This is a genomic window from Modestobacter versicolor (genome assembly GCF_041028285.1).
Lineage (GTDB): Bacteria > Actinomycetota > Actinomycetes > Mycobacteriales > Geodermatophilaceae > Modestobacter > Modestobacter versicolor_A.
The window spans coordinates 521578-538551 of the sequence record NZ_JABGDB010000002.1 but is presented as its reverse complement, the minus strand read 5'-3'; the positions used below and the strand labels follow the sequence as shown (position 1 = coordinate 538551).

The window sequence follows — 16974 nt, the reverse complement described above, 5'->3', positions numbered from 1 at the left end:
CCGGGCAGCATCCGGGGCATGACCGAGAGCAGGACGGCGCTGGTCACCGGCGCGAACAAGGGCATCGGGTACGCCATCGCCGCCGGGCTGGGCGCGCTCGGGTACCGGGTCGGGGTCGGCGCACGGGACGACGCACGCCGCGAGGCCGCGGTCGGGCAGCTGCGGGCCGCCGGGGTCGACGCGTTCGGGGTGCCGCTCGACGTGACCCGGGACGACAGCGTCGCCGCCGCGGCCGAGCTGCTCGAGCGGGAGGTCGGCCACCTCGACGCCCTGGTCAACAACGCCGGCATCTCGGGGGAGCTGGGCCCCGGCTGGGTCCAGGACCCGACCGCGCTGGACGTCGACGCCGTCCGGACGGTCGTGGACACCAACGTCCTGGGCGTGGTCCGGGTGACCAACGCGGTGCTGCCGCTGCTGCAGCGCGCGCCGCTCCCGCGGGTCGTCAACGTCTCCAGCCGGGTCGGGTCGGTGACCTGGCAGGCGGACCCGGACGTGGACCTGGGCGCGGTGATGGCGCTCTACGCGCCCACGAAGTCCTACCTGAACGCGATCACGGTGCAGTACGCCCGGCACTTCCGCGGCACGGACCTGCTGGTCAACGCCGCCTGCCCCGGCCTGGTCGCCAGCGACTTCACCGGCTTCCGCGGCTCGCGCACCCCGGAGCAGGGCGCGGCCGTCGTCGTCCGGCTCGCCACCCTGCCGGCCGGCGGCCCGACCGGCGGCTTCTTCGACGAGTCCGGCACCGTCCCCTGGTGACCCCACCTCCGAAGATGGCCATCTTCGCCGCGATCCCGGGGGCGAAGATGGCCATCTTCGCCCTTCGTCAGAAGACCTCGATCTGGGCGCCCATCTCGACCAGGCGCTCGTAGAGCTGCTCGTAGCCGCGGGCGATGATGTCGACGTTGCGCAGCACCGAGTCGCCCTTGGCCGCGAGCATCGCCAGCAGGATGACCACCGCCGGGCGCAGCGCCGGCGGGCAGACGATCTCCGCGCCCGACCAGCGGGTCGGGCCGGACACCAGCACCCGGTGCGGGTCGAGCAGCCGGACGTCGGCGCCCAGCCGGGTCAGGTCGGACAGGTGGATCGCCCGGTTGTCGTACACCCAGTCGTGGATGACGGTCTCGCCGGTGGCGGTCGCGGCGATGACGGCGAAGAACGGCAGGTTGTCGATGTTGAGCCCCGGGAACGGCATCGGGTGCACCTTGTCGATCGGCGCCCGCAGCTCCGAGGGGTGGATCGTGACGTCGACCAGCCGGGTGCGGCCGTTGTCGGCGGCGTACTCGGGGGAGAGGTCGAACCGCAGCCCCATCTCAGCCAGGATCGCCAGCTCGATCTCCAGGAACTCGATCGGCGCCCGCCGCACGGTCAGCTCCGAGCCGGTCACGATCCCCGCGGTCAGCAGGCTCATCGCCTCGACCGGGTCCTCGCTGAGCGGGTAGTCGACGTCGGCGTCGAGCACCGGCTGCCCGGTGACGACGAGCGTCGTCGTCCCGAAGCCCTCGATGCGGACGCCGAGCTTCTCCAGGTACAGGCACAGGTCCTGGACCATGTAGTTCGGGCTGGCGTTGCGGATCGTCGTGGTGCCGTCGTGCCGGGCGGCGGCCAGCAGCGCGTTCTCGGTGACGGTGTCGCCGCGCTCGGTCAGCACGATGCTGCGGTCCTGGCCGGTGACCGGGGTGACGGTCGCGTGGTACTCCCCGGCGCGCGCCTCGACCTCCAGGCCGAACGGGCGCAGCGCGATCATGTGCGGCTGGACGGTGCGGGTGCCGAGGTTGCAGCCGCCGGCGTAGGGCAGCTCGAAGACGTCGGCCCGGTGCAGCAGCGGCCCGAGGAACATGATGATGCTGCGGGTCCGGCGCGCGGCGTCGGCGTCGATGGCGGTGAGGTCGAGCTCCTCCGGGACGACGATCGTCAGGTCGCGGCCGGCGTCGTCCCAGGTCGCCGAGACGCCGATGGAGATCAGCACGTCGAGGATGCGGTCGACCTCGACGATGCGGGAGACGTTCCGCAGCGTCGTCCGGCCCCGGTTGAGCAGCGAGGCGCACAGCAGCGCGACCGCGGCGTTCTTCGACGACTTGACCGTCACGCTGCCGTGCAGGGGCGTGCCGCCGCTGACCCGCAGGTGGGTGGGGCCGGCCCGGCCGACGGTGATCAGCTCGCTGTCCAGGGCCGCGGAGAGCCGGCCGAGGAGCTCGAGGGTGAGGTTCTGGTTGCCCTGCTCGATCCGGGCGATCGCGCTCTGGCTGGTGCCGAGCCGTTCGGCGAGCTGGGTCTGGGTGAGGCCGTGGTGCCGCCGGGCGTCGCGGACCAGGGTGCCGATCTGGCGCAGCGACTGCTCGGTGGTCTCGTCGGTGAGCGTCATCGGCGACGAAGCTAGCTCACAGATGAGATGCGGCGGTGCCGGGCGTCCCGGAACGGGTGCGTCACCGTGCTGCACGGCCTGGACGTGGCTCGTCGTGCTGCCGGAACAGCCGCTGAGGCGGCGCACCGGGCCGCGGGGGATGATCACCGGGACAGCTCGGGGCTGCGGCCCCGGCACCTGCTCGCGAGGAGACCCACCGTGTCCCAGACCCCTGCACCGACCGGCGCCGTCGCCCACCCCGAGCTGCTGGCCGTGTACCTCAACGACCACATCGCCGCGGCCGCCGGCGGCATCGAGCTGGTCACCCGGATGATCGGCGTCCACAAGGGCACCCGCTGGGAGGACGGCCTGCGCCAGCTGCTCGACGAGCTGCGCCAGGAGAAGTCCGACCTCACCGCCACCGCGCGCTCCCTCGACCTGCCCGTGCGCCAGTACAAGCAGGTGGCCGTCTGGGTGGCGGAGAAGGCCAGCCGGCTCAAGCTCAACGGCCACGTGCTCAGCCGGTCCCCGCTCAGCTCGCTGATCGAGTTCGAGTTCCTCGCCTCCGCGGTCCGGGGCAAGCGCAGCGGGTTCGAGACGCTGCGGATCGCCGCCGAGATCGACCCGCGGATCGACAAGGTGCTCCTCGACTCCCTCATCGACCAGGCCAACCGGCAGTTCGAGTGGGCCACCGACGTCCGCCGCGAGGTCGCCGCGGAGCTGTTCGGCGGCGACGCGGCCGCCGTCGCGGACGCCGACACCGACGCCTGAGCGGGCGGACCGCGGGCGGCGCCGGTAGACACGGGGCATGTGCCACGACCACGACAGCCGCCCGCCCGCACCACCCCGGTCCGGGGACGTCGCAGAGCGCGGCACCCTCACGCTGACCGCTGCTGACGGCACCGAGTTCTCCGCGGCCTACGCCGCACCGGCCACGACCCCGCGGGCCGGGGTCGTCGTCCTGCCCGACATCCGGGGGCTGCACCCCTACTACGTCGCCCTCGCCGAGCGGTTCGCCGAGGCGGGCCTGGCCGCGGTCGCCGTCGACTACTTCGGCCGCAGCGCCGGGCCGGCCGAGACCGGGTCCCGCGAGGAGGACTTCGACTGGCAGGCGCACATCCCGCAGACCGCGCCGGCCGGCGTCGACGCCGACACCACCGCGGCGATCGACTACCTGCGGTCGCGCACCGAGCCGGGGCTGCCGGTGGTCACGGTCGGGTTCTGCTTCGGCGGCAGCCACGCCTGGCGTCAGTCCGCCGGCGACCTCGACCTCGCCGGCAGCGCCGGGTTCTACGGCCGGCCCGGCATGGTCGGGGGGGCTGCCGCGGCGGCCCGGAAGCCGGTCGTGATGATCATCGCCGGCGCCGACTCGGCGACCCCGGTCGAGGAGCAGCTGGAGCTGGCCGCCACCATGCGCGCGGCCGGCGCCGAGGTCGACGACGTCGTCTACCAGGGCGCGCCGCACTCCTTCTTCGACCGCGCCTTCGGTGAGTGGTCCGAGGCCTGCCAGGACGCCTGGGAGCACGTGCTCGCGCTCACCGACCGGGTGTCGGTGCGCTGAGCCGACCTAGGCTGGCCGCGTGGGCGAACCGATCGAGCAGGGCGTCATCGACCTAGCGGTCCGGGTCTTCGGCCTGGCCCGGGCCGGCGAGACCGAGGAGCTGGCGGCCTACGTCGACGCCGGCGTGCCGGTCGACCTGACCAACGAGAAGGGCGACACCCTGCTCCTGCTGGCCGCCTACCACGGGCACCGGGACACGGTGGCCGCCCTGCTCGAGCGCGGCGCCGACCACTCCCGGGCCAACGACCGCGGGCAGACCGCGCTGGCCGCCGCCGTGTTCAAGCAGTCCGCCGACACCGTCCGCACGCTGCTCGCCGCCGGGGCCGACCCGGACGGCGGGCAGCCCAGCGCCCGGGCGACCGCTCTGTTCTTCGAGCTGCCGGCGATGACCGCCCTGCTCGAGGGCTGACCGCCGGTCAGCGGGGGCTGGCCGACCGGGTGCGCAGCGAGACGGTCAGCAGGGCCAGCAGGACGCACGCGCCCACCCCGATCAGCCCGATCGCCTGGTAGCCCTCGGTGCCCGGGGAGCCGGCGCCGGGCGCGGTGGCCGCCTCCAGCACGGTGGCGCTGGCCGCGCTGCCGATGGCGAAGCCGATGTAGCGCATGACCTGGTTGAGGCCCATCGCGCTGCCCATCTCCTCGGGCGGGACGGCGGCGACGATCAGCGCCGGGAGGGCCGCGAAGACGGTGCCCACCCCGAGCCCGGCGACGGCGGTGGCCACGAACAGCTGCCAGAGGTCCTCGCGCACGTAGCCGAACAGCACCTCGCCGGCCAGCAGGACGACGGCGCCCACCGGCATCACCCACCGCGCCCCGACCAGCCGCTGCAGCCGCGGGGTGAGCCGGCTGGCCAGGAAGCTGGCCGCGGAGAACGGCAGCAGCGCCAGCCCGGCGACCACGATGGAGGAGCCGAAGCCGTAGCCGGTCGACTCCGGTTCCTGGGCCAACCGGGGCACCGAGGACAGCAGCAGGTAGTTGGCCAGCCCGACCAGGAGCGCGGCGCCGTGCGCGGTGGCGGCGGTGCGCCCGCGGGCCAGCCGCAGGTCGACCAGCGGCGCCCGGGCGCGCAGCTGCCAGCGGGCCCAGGCGACGAGCGTGACGACCGACAGCGCGGTCAGCCCGAGCACGGCGGCCGACGTCCACCCCCACCGCTCCGCCTCACCGAGCGCCAGCAGCCCCGCGGCGAGCCCGGTGCCCAGCAGCAGGGCGCCGGCGACGTCCAGCCGGCGGGGCGGCACGTCGGGGGAGCGGGGGTAGACCAGGGCGGCGGCGACGATCGCCACCGCGCTGGCGGCCGCGCCGAACCAGAACGCGGCGTGCACCCCGCCGACCTCGGCGATGGCCCCGGTGATCGGGTAGCCCAGGCCCACGCCGGCGGCCACGGTGACCGACAGCGCGGCGACGGTGGAGCGGGACCGGTCGCCGGCCAGGGTGGTGCGCGCGGTGGCGATGGCCAGCGGGGTGACGCCGAGCCCGAGCCCCTGCAGCCCGCGGCCGGCGACCAGCCAGCCCAGCCCCAGCGGGAGCGCGGCCAGGACGCTGCCGGCCAGCACGATGCCCAGCACCACCAGGACGACGGTGCGCCGGTGCCGGCCGTCGCCGAGCCGCCCGATCACCGGGGTGGCCACCGCGCCGACGACGAGGGTGATGGTGAGCGACCACTGCGCGCTGGTGACCGAGACGTCGTTGGCCGCCGCGATCGCCGGGACGAGCGGGGCGCCGAGGCTGCTGATGATCGCGACCAGCATGGCCAGGTAGACCAGCACGGGCACCAGCGCCGGGCTGGTGGCCGGGGGAGCGGTGCCGGTCGCCGGTGGGGTCACGACGTCCGACGGTAGTTGTGCCGTGCGCCTGAGCTGGACCCGCACTTCCGCCCAGCGGTGCCCTCGAGGGCGAAGATGGCCATGTCCGCCCTCGAGGGAGGGCGGAGATGGCCATGTTCGGGCTCTGGGGGTGGGGTCGGGCGGACGGCGGGGGCGCCGTAGCGTCGGGGGCCTTGCCGGGCGGGGACCAGGGGGAGTCATGCCGGAGTGGGTGCAGGACGCGGTCTGGTGGCACGTCTACCCGCTCGGGTTCGTCGGCGCGGAGCGCGAGCTGCCCGCCGACGGCGCCGTCACCCCGCGCCTGCGCCGGTTGACCGGCTGGCTGGACTACGCCGTCGAGCTCGGCGCCAACGGGCTGGCGCTCGGGCCGGTGTTCGCGGCCAGCACGCACGGCTACGACACCGTCGACCACCGGCGGATCGACCCGCGGCTGGGCACCGACGCCGACTTCGACGCGCTGGTGGCCGCCGCCCACGACCGCGGCCTCCGGGTGCTGCTGGACGGCGTCTTCAACCACGTCGGCCGCGAGCACCCGGCCTTCCGAGCCGTCCGCGAGCAGGGACCGTCGGCGCCGACCGCGGCGTGGTTCCGGCTGCGCTGGCCGCACGGCCCGGACGGCGAGCCGGAGTACGACACCTTCGAGGGGCACGGCCAGCTGGTCGCCCTGGACCACTCGTCGCCGGCCGTCGTCGACTGGGTGACCGAGGTGATGACGCACTGGCTGGACCGCGGCGCCGACGGCTGGCGGCTGGACGCCGCCTACGCCGTCCCGACGTCGTTCTGGGCCACCGTGCTGCCGCGGGTGCGTGCGCGGCACCCGGACGCCTACGTCGTCGGTGAGGTGATCCACGGCGACTACGCCCGGGTGGTCCGCGAGTCGGGCATGGACGCGGTCACCCAGTACGAGCTGTGGAAGGCGATCTGGAGCTCGGTCGACGACGGCAACCTGCACGAGCTCGCCCACGCCCTCGGCCGGCACGACGGGTTCCTGGACACGTTCGTCCCGCTGACCTTCGTCGGCAACCACGACGTCACCCGGATCGCCAGCCGGCTCACCGACGTCCGGCACCTGCCGCACGCGCTGGCCGTGCTGTTCACCGTCGGCGGCACGCCCTCGGTCTACGCCGGCGACGAGCAGGCGTTCACCGGCGTCAAGGAGGACCGGGCCGGTGGGGACGACGCGGTCCGGCCGGCGTTCCCGGACGGCCCGGACGACCTCGCGCCCTACGGCTGGGAGACCTACCGGCTGCACCAGCAGCTGATCGGGCTGCGCCGGCGGCACCGCTGGCTGCACCAGGCCAGGACGACGCCGCTGCACCGGGACAACCGCCGGTTCAGCTACGCGGTGGCCGCGGACGGCGGGCGGCTGGTCGTGGCGCTGAACCTGGCCGACGACAGCGCCGCGCTGCCGGCCGCCGGCGCGGGTGAGGTGCTGGCCGGGGCGGGCACCGTGCGGCAGCCGGGCACCGACCGGGCGGTGGTCGAGCTGGCCGGGCACGGGTGGGCCGTCCTCGCCGGGTGAGCAACCGCACAGCGCGCCGGGGGAATGGACGCACGGCGCGTCGGCGTCGTCCCTGCACGTGACCTCACCAGCGACCGACCGCGCCCCGCGCCGCGCCTACGTCGTCTGGCTGATCGCCCTGGTGGCCTACGCGGTCGCGGTGTTCCACCGCGGCTCGCTCGGTGTCGCCGGGATCGAGGCGCAGGAGCGGTTCTCCGCCGGCGCCTCGGCGATCTCGCTGTTCCTGGTGCTCCAGCTGGTCGTGTACGCCGGCCTGCAGGTGCCGGTCGGCGTCGCCCTGGACCGGTTCGGCTCCCGGCGGATGATCGTCGCCGGCGCCGCGACCATGGCGGTCGGCCAGCTGGTCCTGGCCCTCGCCCACGACGTGCCGACCGCCGTGCTCGCCCGGGTGCTGGTCGGCGCGGGCGACGCGATGACCTTCATCAGCGTGCTCCGGCTGGTGCCGCTGTGGTTCCCCGGCCGCACCGTCCCGGTGATCACCCAGCTGACCGGCCTGCTGGGGCAGTTCGGCCAGATCGTCGCGGCCTACCCGCTGGTCGCGCTGCTGCACTCGGCCGGCTGGACGCCGACGTTCGTCGGCGCGGCCGCGGTCGGCGTGCTGGTCGGCGTGCTGGTGCTGGTGACGCTCACCGACGCCCCGCCGGGGACCGCCGTCCCGGTGCCGGCCGGCCTGGCCGAGGTGCGCAGCAACCTCGTCGCCACCTGGCGGGAGCCCGGCACCCGGATCGGTCTGTTCACCCACCTGGTCACCCAGTTCTCCGGCACCGTCTTCGCGCTGCTGTGGGGCTTCCCGTTCCTCACCACCGGGCAGGGGATGTCCGCCGGCGGGGCCGCGACCCTGCTGACCCTGCTGGTGGTCGTCGGCATGGGCTTCGGCCCGCTGGTCGGCCGGCTGGTCGGGCGCTGGCCGCTGCGCCGCTCGGACCTGGTGTTCGGCATCCTCGCGATCACCGCCACGATCTGGACGGTCGTGCTGCTGTGGCCCGGCCGAGCCCCGCTGTGGCTGCTGGTGGTGCTGGTCGTCGTGCTGGGCACCAACGGGCCGGGCTCGATGATCGGCTTCGACTTCGCCCGCACCGAGAACCCGGTCGAGCGCTCCGGCAGCGCCAGCGGCCTGGTCAACGTCGGCGGCTTCCTGGCCTCGCTGCTCACCGTGCTGGCCATCGGCTTCGTGCTCGACGTGCTGACCCCCGGCAGCTCCACCGACTACTCGCTGGACGCGTTCCGGGCCGCGTTCGCGGTGCAGTACGTGTTCTGGGCGATCGGGCTGGTCGGGGTGCTCACCCACCGCCGCCAGCTGCGGGCCCGGATGGCCCGGGACGGCGTGGTGATCGCGCCGCTGGTGGTCGCCGCCCGCGCCCGGCTGCGCGGCGGCTCCGCCTACCGCCCGCGCGACGACGGCTGAGCGGTCCGGGCCAGCACCACCGCGTAGTCGAAGCGCCGCCGGTCGCGCTCGACCGGCAGCACCAGGTGCTCGACGCCGGCGGTGTGCGGCAGCGCCCGGAGCCGCGCGGCGAGCTCGGGCACCGGGTCGCTGGACCAGATCGCCAGCACACCGCCCGGGCGCAGCGCGGCGAGCGCGGTGGCCAGCCCGGCCGCCGCGTAGAGCCGTGCGTTCGACCCGTGCACCAGGAACCCCGGGCCGTTGTCCACGTCGAGCAGGACGGCGTCGTACCGGCCGGGGGCAGCGACCAGGGCTTCCGCGACGTCGGTGACGTGCAGCGCCAGGCGCGGGTCGTCGAGGGGCAGCGCCGGCAGCAGGCCCCGGCGGGCCCAGCCGACCAGCGGGGCCTGCAGCTCGGCGACGTCGACGGCGGCCACCCGCGGGTCGGCCAGCGCCGTGGCCGCCGTCCAGCCGAGGCCGAGCCCGCCGACCAGCACCCGCAGCCGGTCGCCGGTGCAGCGGGCCAGCGCCTCGGTGGCCAGCGCCCGCTCGGTGGAGGTGTCCACGTCGTCCATCGCGAAGACGCCGTCGACCACCAGCTCGGTGACCGCGCCGCGCCGGCGGAGCACCACCTCGCCGTGCGCTCCGGATGCCCGCCCCAGCTCCTGCAGCTCGTCGTGCCCGTTCATCCCCTCCAGTCTGCGACAGCCCGCTGCCGCGGCACGGGCCGGACCGGCCGGACCCGCCGCCAGCCGGCGAGGACGGCGGCCGCCAGCGCGACCTGGACGGCCAGCTGGAGCAGGTACGGCGGCCACGGTTCACCACCGCCGGGCAGGGGGACGGCGAACAGGCTGGTCGTCGCGTGCAGCACCACCGCCGTCAGCGCGCTGCCGCCGGTGCCCCGGAACACCCAGGTGTGCAGCACGGCGAGCGCCGGGAGCTGCAGCAGGAGCAGCCAGATCGCGGTGCCCTCCAGCGTCGCCCCGTCGGTCCAGGCCAGCGGTGCGTGCCAGACCGCCCACACGACGCCGAGCAGCAGGCTCGCGGTCGCCGGGCCGGCGTCGCGCAGCCACTCCGGCAGGGCGAACCCGCGCCAGCCCACCTCCTCGCCCAGCCCGTCGGTGAGCAGCAGCAGTGGCAGCAGCGCCAGCACCCCGAGCGGGCCGGCGTCCAGCACCTGCGGTGCCGCACCCAGCTCGCCGGTCGCTGCGAGGTGCGCCCCGGCGGCGGTCAGCCAGACCCCGACCGGCCCGGCGAGCACGAGCAGCCACCACTGCCGCCCCACCCGCCAGCGGACCAGCCGCCTGCCGAGCGCCCGCAGCGCCGGCCGCCCGCCGGTCAGCGCCGCGGTGAGGACGGCGGCCGCCGCCGGACCGTAGGTGGACAGCGGGGCGAGCGCGCCGGTCCAGCCGGGGTCGTCGCCGGCCAGCGCCCGGGGCACCCACACGCCCCAGGTCAGCGCGAAGGCGAGCAGCAGGAAGACCGTCGTCGGGCGGTTCACGCCAGCCACCCGCGCAGCTGGGCGGCGGTCCAGGCCGGGTCCTCCAGCGCGAGCAGGTGGCCCACGCCGGCCCGCACCTCGAACGGCCAGTCCGGCCGGGTGGCGGCCAGGGCGGCAGCGTCGGCGGGGTCGGCCAGCGGGTCGTCGCCGCCCTGCAGCCACAGCGTGGGGACGGTGATGCCGGCGAGCGTCTCCCGCCAGGCACCGGCGCGGCCGAGCAGCGCCATGGTGTCCAGGATCCCGGCCCACTGGACGGCCTGGGCGCGGTCGGCGTCCGGCCGCGCCTGCCGCAGCCGGGTCTCGGCGACCGAGGCGGCGACCGCGTCGGCGGGCAGCCGGGCGGCGTGCGGGGTGGCCTGCCGCAGCTGCCGGTCGACGACCTGCTCGGCGGTCAGCCGGCGCAGCTGGCGGCGCACCGCGGCGGCCACCCCGGGCAGCCGGAGGAACGCGCGCCGGGCCAGCATGGCCCGGTCGGTGCCGGTGGTGGTGCCGGGCACCGGTGGGCTGAGCACGGCCAGCCGGGTGACGGTGTCCGGGTGCGCGGCGGCGTACCGCAGCGCCAGCACGCCGCCCATCGAGTGGCCGAGCAGCACGGCCGGCCCGCCGACCACCTCGGTGAGGAAGCGGTGCAGCAGCCCGAGGTCCGCGGCGAGGCCGCCGCGGCCGGCCGGCACGCCGCTGCGGCCGTGGCCGGGCAGGTCCAGCGCGAGCACCCGGTGGGCGCCGGTGAGCAGCGGCGCGAGCAGTCCCCAGTTCAGCGCCGAGCCGCCGAGGCCGTGCACGGCCAGCACCACGGGGGCACCGGGCGGGCCGCCGAGGTCGAGGTGGTGCACCGGCCCGTCGAGGTCGGTGACGTGCGAGGTGGCGCCGGCCGGCCAGTCGAGCCGGGCGGGGGACGGGCTGAGGTCGGTCACGGGAGCTCCTGGTCCGGGGGTGGTGCCCCGCACCGTGCCGCCCGGCGGGGTGGGCGCGCACCACCCACCCGGCCGGCCCACCCGGGGTGGGTCAGCCCAGCCCGAGCTCGGCCGCGCGGGCGACGGCGTCCGCCCGGGAGTCCACCCCGAGCTTGCGGTACAGCGCGGCGGTGTACCCCTTCACCGTGTTGACCGACAGGTGCAGCTCGGCGGCGACCTGCCGGCGGCTGAGCGGACCGCGCAGCAGCCGGAGCACCGTCACCTCCCGCTCGGTCAGCGGCTCGGCCAGCACGGCGCGGCTGGACCGGGCGACCCGGCTGCCCGCCTCGCTGCCCAGCGCCGCGACCCGGGCGGCCAGCTCGGGCGCCGGCGGCGCGTCCCGCGCGGCCTCCCGGGCCTGGTCCAGCAGCGCCAGCGCGGCGCGCGGCTCACCGCAGCGGAGCGCGGTGTCGGCGGCGTCGACCAGCACCAGCACGGCGACCGCCGGGTGCGCCTGGACGGCGACCAGGTCGGCGGCGCGGGCGGACCGGCGGCGGGCCGACGGCAGGTCCCCGTCGAGGCCGGCCAGCCGGGCGGCGACGGCGTGCAGCAGGGCGACCGCGCCGGCCGCCGCGTCGCCCAGCGCCGCCTCCAGCCCGGCGACCTCGGCCGCCGTCGTGCGCACCAGCTCCCGGGCCCGCGCCGGGTCGCCGGCCTCCAGCAGGCACCAGCCGAGGAGGCCGGCGACCTCGAGGCGGTTCGGGACCGGCAGCACGGCCGTGGCCGGGGCAGCCCAGGCCCGGTCGAGCACCGGCAGGGCGGCGGCGGGGTCCCCGCCGCCGAGCAGCGCCCCGCCCAGCGCGACGTGGGCGGCCACCCAGCCCGGCAGGCCGGGGTCGGTCTCGGCCGCGACCGCGGCCTCCGCTGCCGTCCGGGCCGCGCCGCGGTCGGCGGTCGGCGGCGTGCCGTACACCGAGCGCAGCGAGGCGAGGACGCCGACGGTGGTCGCGAAGCCGGGGTGGCCGGGGTCGGGTGCCCCCTCCCGCAGCAGCCGTTCGGCGCGGTCCAGCAGCGCGGGCACCCGGTCGAGCCGGCCGGTGACGCCGGCCGCCCAGGCCAGGGACGCCAGCAGCGGCACCGACCGGGTCGCCGTCGGCTCCAGCAGCGCACCGAGCTGGGCGAACTCGCCCACCCGGCCGGTGCCGAGGAAGACGCCGGTGGAGGCGACGAGCACGTCGGCGGCGGCCGGGTGGTCTCCGGCCGCCAGCAGCGCGCGGACGGCGTCCTCGGGCAGCCCGGCGGCGACCGACCAGCGGGCCGCGCGGGTGAGCAGCTCCGCCGTCCGGGCCGGGTCGGCCTCGCGCCGCAGGGCGGCCCGGGTGAGCTCGTGCATCCGGTACCACTCGCCGTCGGCGGTGCCGACGAACGTGCCGGTGCGCTCGAGGGCGGCCAGCTCGGCCGCCGAGCCGCGGCGGTCGAGCACCGCGTCCAGCAGCGGACCGCTGGCCCGGTCCAGCACCGCGACCGCGGTGAGCAGCTCGCGGCGGCCGGCGGGCTGACCGGCGAGCACCTCCGCGGCCAGGTACTCCAGCGCGTGCTCCCGACCGGGCGGACCGGGGCGCACCGCGTGCCCGGCGGCGGCGTCCCGCAGGGCCAGCGCACCGAGCGCCAGGCCGGCGGCCCACCCCTCGGACCGGGACACCACACCGGTGACCGCGTCCTCGTCGTCCTCCCGGACCGCCCCGGCCAGCAGCGCGCGGGCCTCGGCCTCGGTGAAGCGCAGGTCCTCGTGACCGACCTCGACGAGCCGGCCGCGGGCGCGCAGCCGAGCCAGGCCGGGGACCGGGACGCCGCGGCCGGCGAGCACCACGCGCAGCGCCGGCGGCTGGTGCTCCAGCAGCAGCTCCAGGCCCGCGGCGACCCGACCGTCGGCGACCTCGTGCAGGTCGTCGAGCACCAGCAGCACCGGCGCGGTGCGCTCGGCGAGGCCGTTGAGCAGCACCGGCAGGGCGACGTCCAGCGGGTCGACCGACGGCACCCCCAGCGCGGCCAGCGCCGGTGCGGTGGACTCCGGCGCCGGCCCCGACAGCGCGGTCACGACCAGCGTCCAGAACCGGGCCGGGTCGTCGTCCGCCGCGCCCACCGTCACCCAGGCGACGGGCAGCCGCGCGCTGCGCACCCAGCCGGCCAGCAACGTCGTCTTGCCCCACCCGGCGCCCCCGGTGACGACCGCGACCGGTACCTGCGACAGGGCGTCCAGCCGGGCGGTGAGCCGGGTGCGGGGCACCAGGGTGCGGGGCACCGGTGGCACCCGCAGCTGGGCGGTCAGCACGGGGCGGGCACCGTCCACCGGAGGAGTGTCGGTCACCCGGGCGTCGCGCGGAAGCGCAGCACCTGTCCCGGCTGCAGCTGGGCGCAGCGGTCGACGTCGGCGTCGACGACGTAGCCGACCACCGGGTAGCCGCCGGTCACCGGGTGGTCGGCGAGGAAGAGCACCGGCGTGCCGGACGGCGGCACCTGCAGGGCGCCGCGGACCATGCCCTCGCTGGGCAGCTCACCCTCCCGCTCGCGCTCCAGCGGGTCGCCGTCCAGCCGCAGCCCGACCCGGTTGCTCTCGCTGCTCACCGTCCACGGCTGCCCGGTCAGCCCGCGCCAGCCGCTGTCGCCGAACCAGTCCGCGCGCGGGCCGGGCAGCACCGCCACGGTCACCTCGCCGGTGGGCGGGTCGGCGACCGGCGCGAGGTCGACGCCGGGCAGCGGCCCGGCGGGCTCGCCGACGGGCAGCACGTCGCCGGCCGCGACGACGGCCGGCCCGAGCCCGGCCAGCACGTCGGTGCTGCGGGAGCCGAGCACCGGCGGGACGTCGATGCCGCCGCGGACGGCGAGGTAGCTGCGCAGCCCACCGGCCGGCGGACCCAGCCGCAGCTCCTGTCCGCGGCGCAGCACGGTGGGTGCCGCGTGCGGGGAGCCGGGGCACCGGGCGCCGCTGGTGACCACCAGCAGGTCGGCCTCCGCGCGCACGGCCAGCCCGCCGAACGTCACCTCGAGCAGTGCGGCCCCGACCGGGTTGCCGACCAGCCGGTTGGCCAGCTCCGCCGACGCGCGGTCGCACGCCCCGGACCGGCCGATCCCCAGCGCGGCCTGCCCCGGCCGGCCGTCGTCCTGCACGGTGGTGAGCGGGCCGGTCGCCAGCACCGTGAGGGCCCGGCTCACCCCGCCTCCACGAAGCGCACCCGGGTGCCGGGCCGGAGCAGCGCGGCCGGCTCCCGGTCGAGGTCGAAGACGGCGACGTCGGTGCGGCCGACCAGCTGCCAGCCGCCGGGGGACTCGCGCGGGTAGACCCCGCTGAACTCCCCGGCCAGCGCCACCGAACCCGGCGGCACCCTGGTCCGCGGCGTCGACCGGCGGGGCACGTCCCAGCCCCCGCCGTCCTGGGTGAGGTAGCCGAAGCCCGGTGCGAAGCCGCAGAACGCGACGGTCCACTCCCGGCCGGTGTGCCGCGCGACCAGCTCCCCGGGGGTCAGCGACAGCAGCGCGGCGGCGTCGGCGAGGTCGGCGCCGTCGTAGTGCACCGGCAGCTCGACGGTGTCGCCGTCCGGCCGGGCGCCCGGGCGCGGGGGAGTGCGGCGGACCGCGTCGGCCACCGCGGCCAGCGTGGTGCGCGCCGGGTCGGTCACCAGCAGCACGGTCCGGGCGGCCGGCACCACGTCGACCACACCGGCGGGCGGTGCGTCGGCCAGCGCGGCGTAGAGGGCCAGCACGTCGTCCAGCGCGTCCAGCTCGACCAGCAGGGCCGTGCTGCCGCTGGGGAGCAGCCGCATCAGCCGGCGAAGGGGGCCAGCGCGACCCCCGCCTCGGTGAGGGCCGCGCGCACCTGCCCCGCGATCTGCACCGCGCCCGGGGTGTCGCCGTGCACGCAGATCGACCCGGGCTGCAGCGTCAGCTCGCCGCCCTCGACGTCCCGGATCGGTTCGCCGGCGGCCATCGCCACGCAGCGCGCCGCGATCTCGGCCGGGTCGTGCAGCACCGCGCCGGGCAGCCGGCGGGACACCAGCGTGCCCTCCGGCGTGTAGGCGCGGTCGGCGAAGGCCTCGTGGACGACGGTGAGCCCGGCCTCGGCCGCCAGCCGCAGCCACGCCGACCCGGGGAGCCCGAGCACCGGCAGCGTCCGGTCGTACGCCACCACCGCGGCGACCACGGCGGCCGCCTGCTCCTCGTGGTGCACGATGGCGTTGTAGAGCGCGCCGTGCGGCTTCACGTAGCGCACCCGGTCACCGGCGATCCTGGCGAAGGCCTCCAGCGCGCCGACCTGGTAGACGACGTCGGCGGTGAGCGCCTCGGGTTCCATGTCGATGAACCGCCGGCCGAAACCGGGCAGGTCGCGGTAGCCGACCTGCGCGCCGATCGCGACGCCGGACTCCACCGCCTTCGCGCACACCCGCCGCATGATCGTGGCGTCACCGGCGTGGAAGCCGCAGGCCACGTTGGCGCTGGTGACCACGCCGAGCAGCGCGTCGTCGTCCCCGAGGGTCCACTGGCCGAGGCCCTCGCCGAGGTCGGAGTTCAGGTCCACCGCTGCAGCCTCCCTCACGAGAACAGCTCGATCACCGGGCGGACCGAGTTGACCGCCAGGTACAGGGTGAGCAGCCAGGCGACCCAGCCGACGACGAGCAGCCAGCGCGGGTAGCGGTAGCCGCGCAGCAGGTCGGTGCGGCGGGTGGCGACGTACAGCAGCACGGCGATGCCGATGGGCAGCAGCAGGCCGTTGAAGGCGCCGGCGAAGACCAGCAGCGTGGTCGGTGCGGTGCCGATCAGCAGGTAGGCCAGCGTGGTGACGGCGATGAACCCGACCACCAGCAGGGTGCGGGTCCGGTCGCTGGTCCTCGTCCGGGAGGTGATGAAGGAGACCGACGTGTACGAGGCCCCGATGACGCTGGTGATGGCCGCGGCCCACAGCACGATGCCGAACACCCGCAGGCCCACCTCGCCGGCGGCCTGCTCGAAGGCTGACGCCGCCTGGTTGTCCGGGTCCAGCGCAGCGCCCCCGGTGACCACCCCGAGGATGGCCAGGAAGAGCACGACCCGCATGACGGCGGTGATCAGGATGCCGGTGATCGAGCCGCGGGTGATGTCCCGGACGTGCTCGGGGCCGGTGACGCCGGAGTCGAGCAGCCGGTGCGCGCCGGCGTAGACGATGTAGCCGCCGATGGTGCCGCCGACCAGGGTGGTGATCGCCAGGATCTCGACCTGCTCGGGCAGGACGACGTTGCGCAGCGCCTCGCCGACCGGCGGGCCGGAGGTGATCGCGATGTAGGTGGTCAGCGCGATCATCGCCAGGCCCAGGACGACGACGATCCGGTCGACCGCCACCCCCGCCTTCCTGCTCAGGAAGATGCCGATCGCGATGAGCGCGGACAGGGCGCCGCCGAGCTTCGGGTCCAGGCCCAGCATCGCGTCCAGGCCCAACCCGGAACCGGCGACGTTGCCGATGTTGAACACCAGCCCGCCGATGACCAGGAAGCCGGCCATCACCCAGCCCAGGCCGGGCGCGACCAGGTTGCCCAGCTCCTGCGCCCGCCGTCCGCTGACCCCGATGACCCGCCAGACGTTCAGCTGCAGCGCGATGTCGACGAGGATCGAGATGACGATCGCGAAGGCGAACGCCGCCCCCAGCTGCACGGTGAAGGTGGTGGTCTGGGTGATGAAGCCCGGGCCGATGGCCGAGGTGGCCATCAGGAACATGGCGCCGAGCAGCGTGGAGCGGGTGCTGCTGGCCAGCCGGGTCGAGACGGGGGCGCCGGGGTCGGCGTCGGTGGGCTCGGTGCTGGACGGCGGGCGGTCCGGTGTGGATGCCATGGCTGCTCCCGGTCGGTTCGGTGGCCGGACCCGCGTCGCGGGGCCGTGCGGGCGACCTGTGAGGCTGGACACTAGGGAGTCGTTCAACAATCC

The 16974-nt window shown here is 76.3% G+C and carries 16 protein-coding genes; 6 read left to right on the top strand and 10 right to left on the bottom strand.

What is annotated here, in order from left to right; genetic code table 11:
- The first annotated feature begins 18 nt into the window (after positions 1-18).
- Positions 19-756: an SDR family NAD(P)-dependent oxidoreductase gene (locus HL054_RS08945; protein WP_369138572.1), complete on the top strand. Its 738-nt coding sequence runs from the start codon at positions 19-21 to the stop codon at positions 754-756.
- A gap of 67 nt (positions 757-823) precedes the next feature.
- Here the strand turns inward: HL054_RS08945 and HL054_RS08940 are convergent, their stop codons facing one another.
- A complete protein-coding gene (locus HL054_RS08940; RefSeq protein ID WP_369138571.1) occupies positions 824-2362 on the bottom strand; it encodes a helix-turn-helix domain-containing protein in 1539 nt (512 codons plus the stop codon).
- 198 nt (positions 2363-2560) lie between these two features.
- Here HL054_RS08940 and HL054_RS08935 point away from each other — a divergent pair, with 198 nt between their 5' ends.
- Genes HL054_RS08935 through HL054_RS08925 form a run of 3 tightly spaced genes read left to right on the top strand, consistent with a single transcriptional unit; the run spans position 2561 to position 4311 of the window.
- A complete protein-coding gene (locus HL054_RS08935; RefSeq protein ID WP_369138570.1) occupies positions 2561-3112 on the top strand; it encodes a hypothetical protein in 552 nt (183 codons plus the stop codon).
- A gap of 37 nt (positions 3113-3149) precedes the next feature.
- Positions 3150-3902 (top strand): dienelactone hydrolase family protein, encoded by a 753-nt coding sequence (locus HL054_RS08930; protein ID WP_369138569.1) that lies wholly within the window; start codon positions 3150-3152, stop codon positions 3900-3902.
- Positions 3903-3921: 19 nt separating this feature from the next.
- On the top strand, positions 3922-4311 hold the full coding sequence (locus HL054_RS08925) for an ankyrin repeat domain-containing protein (protein ID WP_369138568.1): 390 nt from the start codon (positions 3922-3924) through the stop codon (positions 4309-4311).
- A gap of 7 nt (positions 4312-4318) precedes the next feature.
- Here HL054_RS08925 and HL054_RS08920 read toward each other — a convergent pair whose 3' ends face one another.
- Positions 4319-5725, bottom strand: a complete 1407-nt coding sequence (locus HL054_RS08920) for an MFS transporter (protein WP_369138567.1) — start codon at positions 5723-5725, stop codon at positions 4319-4321.
- Positions 5726-5924: 199 nt separating this feature from the next.
- Here HL054_RS08920 and HL054_RS08915 point away from each other — a divergent pair, with 199 nt between their 5' ends.
- Both HL054_RS08915 and HL054_RS08910 read left to right on the top strand, forming a co-directional pair.
- Entirely contained in the window at positions 5925-7247 is a 1323-nt protein-coding gene (locus HL054_RS08915; protein ID WP_369138566.1) for an alpha-amylase family glycosyl hydrolase, read from the top strand.
- Positions 7248-7305: 58 nt separating this feature from the next.
- Positions 7306-8652: an MFS transporter gene (locus HL054_RS08910; RefSeq protein WP_369138565.1), complete on the top strand. Its 1347-nt coding sequence runs from the start codon at positions 7306-7308 to the stop codon at positions 8650-8652.
- Here HL054_RS08910 and HL054_RS08905 read toward each other — a convergent pair.
- From HL054_RS08905 to HL054_RS08870, 8 genes are all read right to left on the bottom strand, one after another.
- Positions 8628-9320, bottom strand: coding sequence for a spermidine synthase (locus HL054_RS08905; protein WP_369138564.1), 693 nt, complete (start codon positions 9318-9320; stop codon positions 8628-8630). The genes HL054_RS08910 and HL054_RS08905 overlap by 25 nt on opposite strands.
- A complete protein-coding gene (locus tag HL054_RS08900) occupies positions 9317-10132 on the bottom strand; it encodes a CPBP family intramembrane glutamic endopeptidase (RefSeq protein WP_369138563.1) in 816 nt (271 codons plus the stop codon). Before HL054_RS08900 ends, HL054_RS08905 begins: the two co-directional genes overlap by 4 nt.
- Positions 10129-11046 (bottom strand): alpha/beta fold hydrolase, encoded by a 918-nt coding sequence (locus HL054_RS08895; RefSeq protein WP_369138561.1) that lies wholly within the window; start codon positions 11044-11046, stop codon positions 10129-10131. The genes HL054_RS08900 and HL054_RS08895 overlap by 4 nt, the downstream gene beginning before the upstream one ends.
- Positions 11047-11137: 91 nt before the next feature.
- Positions 11138-13375, bottom strand: coding sequence for a helix-turn-helix transcriptional regulator (locus HL054_RS08890; RefSeq protein ID WP_369138560.1), 2238 nt, complete (start codon positions 13373-13375; stop codon positions 11138-11140).
- Between the two features lie 14 nt (positions 13376-13389).
- Complete coding sequence (locus tag HL054_RS08885) at positions 13390-14238, bottom strand: biotin-dependent carboxyltransferase family protein (protein WP_369138558.1); 849 nt, start codon at positions 14236-14238, stop codon at positions 13390-13392.
- Positions 14235-14846 carry a 5-oxoprolinase subunit B family protein gene (locus HL054_RS08880; RefSeq protein ID WP_369138556.1) on the bottom strand — a complete coding sequence of 204 codons (612 nt, stop codon included), beginning with the start codon at positions 14844-14846 and terminating at the stop codon, positions 14235-14237. Before HL054_RS08880 ends, HL054_RS08885 begins: the two co-directional genes overlap by 4 nt.
- The gene (locus tag HL054_RS08875; RefSeq protein ID WP_369138554.1) at positions 14846-15616 is read right to left on the bottom strand and encodes a LamB/YcsF family protein; all 771 of its coding nucleotides are present in this window, start codon (positions 15614-15616) and stop codon (positions 14846-14848) included. Before HL054_RS08875 ends, HL054_RS08880 begins: the two co-directional genes overlap by 1 nt.
- Positions 15613-16881: an NRAMP family divalent metal transporter gene (locus HL054_RS08870; protein ID WP_369138553.1), complete on the bottom strand. Its 1269-nt coding sequence runs from the start codon at positions 16879-16881 to the stop codon at positions 15613-15615. Before HL054_RS08870 ends, HL054_RS08875 begins: the two co-directional genes overlap by 4 nt.
- Between the last annotated feature and the right edge of the window lie 93 nt (positions 16882-16974).

Coding starts and splice junctions, on each gene's coding strand:
- HL054_RS08945 (WP_369138572.1), top strand. CDS start 19: ATGACCGAGAGCAGGACGGCGCTGGTCACCGGCGCGAACAAGGGCATC.
- HL054_RS08940 (WP_369138571.1), bottom strand. CDS start 2,362: ATGACGCTCACCGACGAGACCACCGAGCAGTCGCTGCGCCAGATCGGC.
- HL054_RS08930 (WP_369138569.1), top strand. CDS start 3,150: ATGTGCCACGACCACGACAGCCGCCCGCCCGCACCACCCCGGTCCGGG.
- HL054_RS08915 (WP_369138566.1), top strand. CDS start 5,925: ATGCCGGAGTGGGTGCAGGACGCGGTCTGGTGGCACGTCTACCCGCTC.
- HL054_RS08905 (WP_369138564.1), bottom strand. CDS start 9,320: ATGAACGGGCACGACGAGCTGCAGGAGCTGGGGCGGGCATCCGGAGCG.
- HL054_RS08880 (WP_369138556.1), bottom strand. CDS start 14,846: ATGCGGCTGCTCCCCAGCGGCAGCACGGCCCTGCTGGTCGAGCTGGAC.
- HL054_RS08870 (WP_369138553.1), bottom strand. CDS start 16,881: ATGGCATCCACACCGGACCGCCCGCCGTCCAGCACCGAGCCCACCGAC.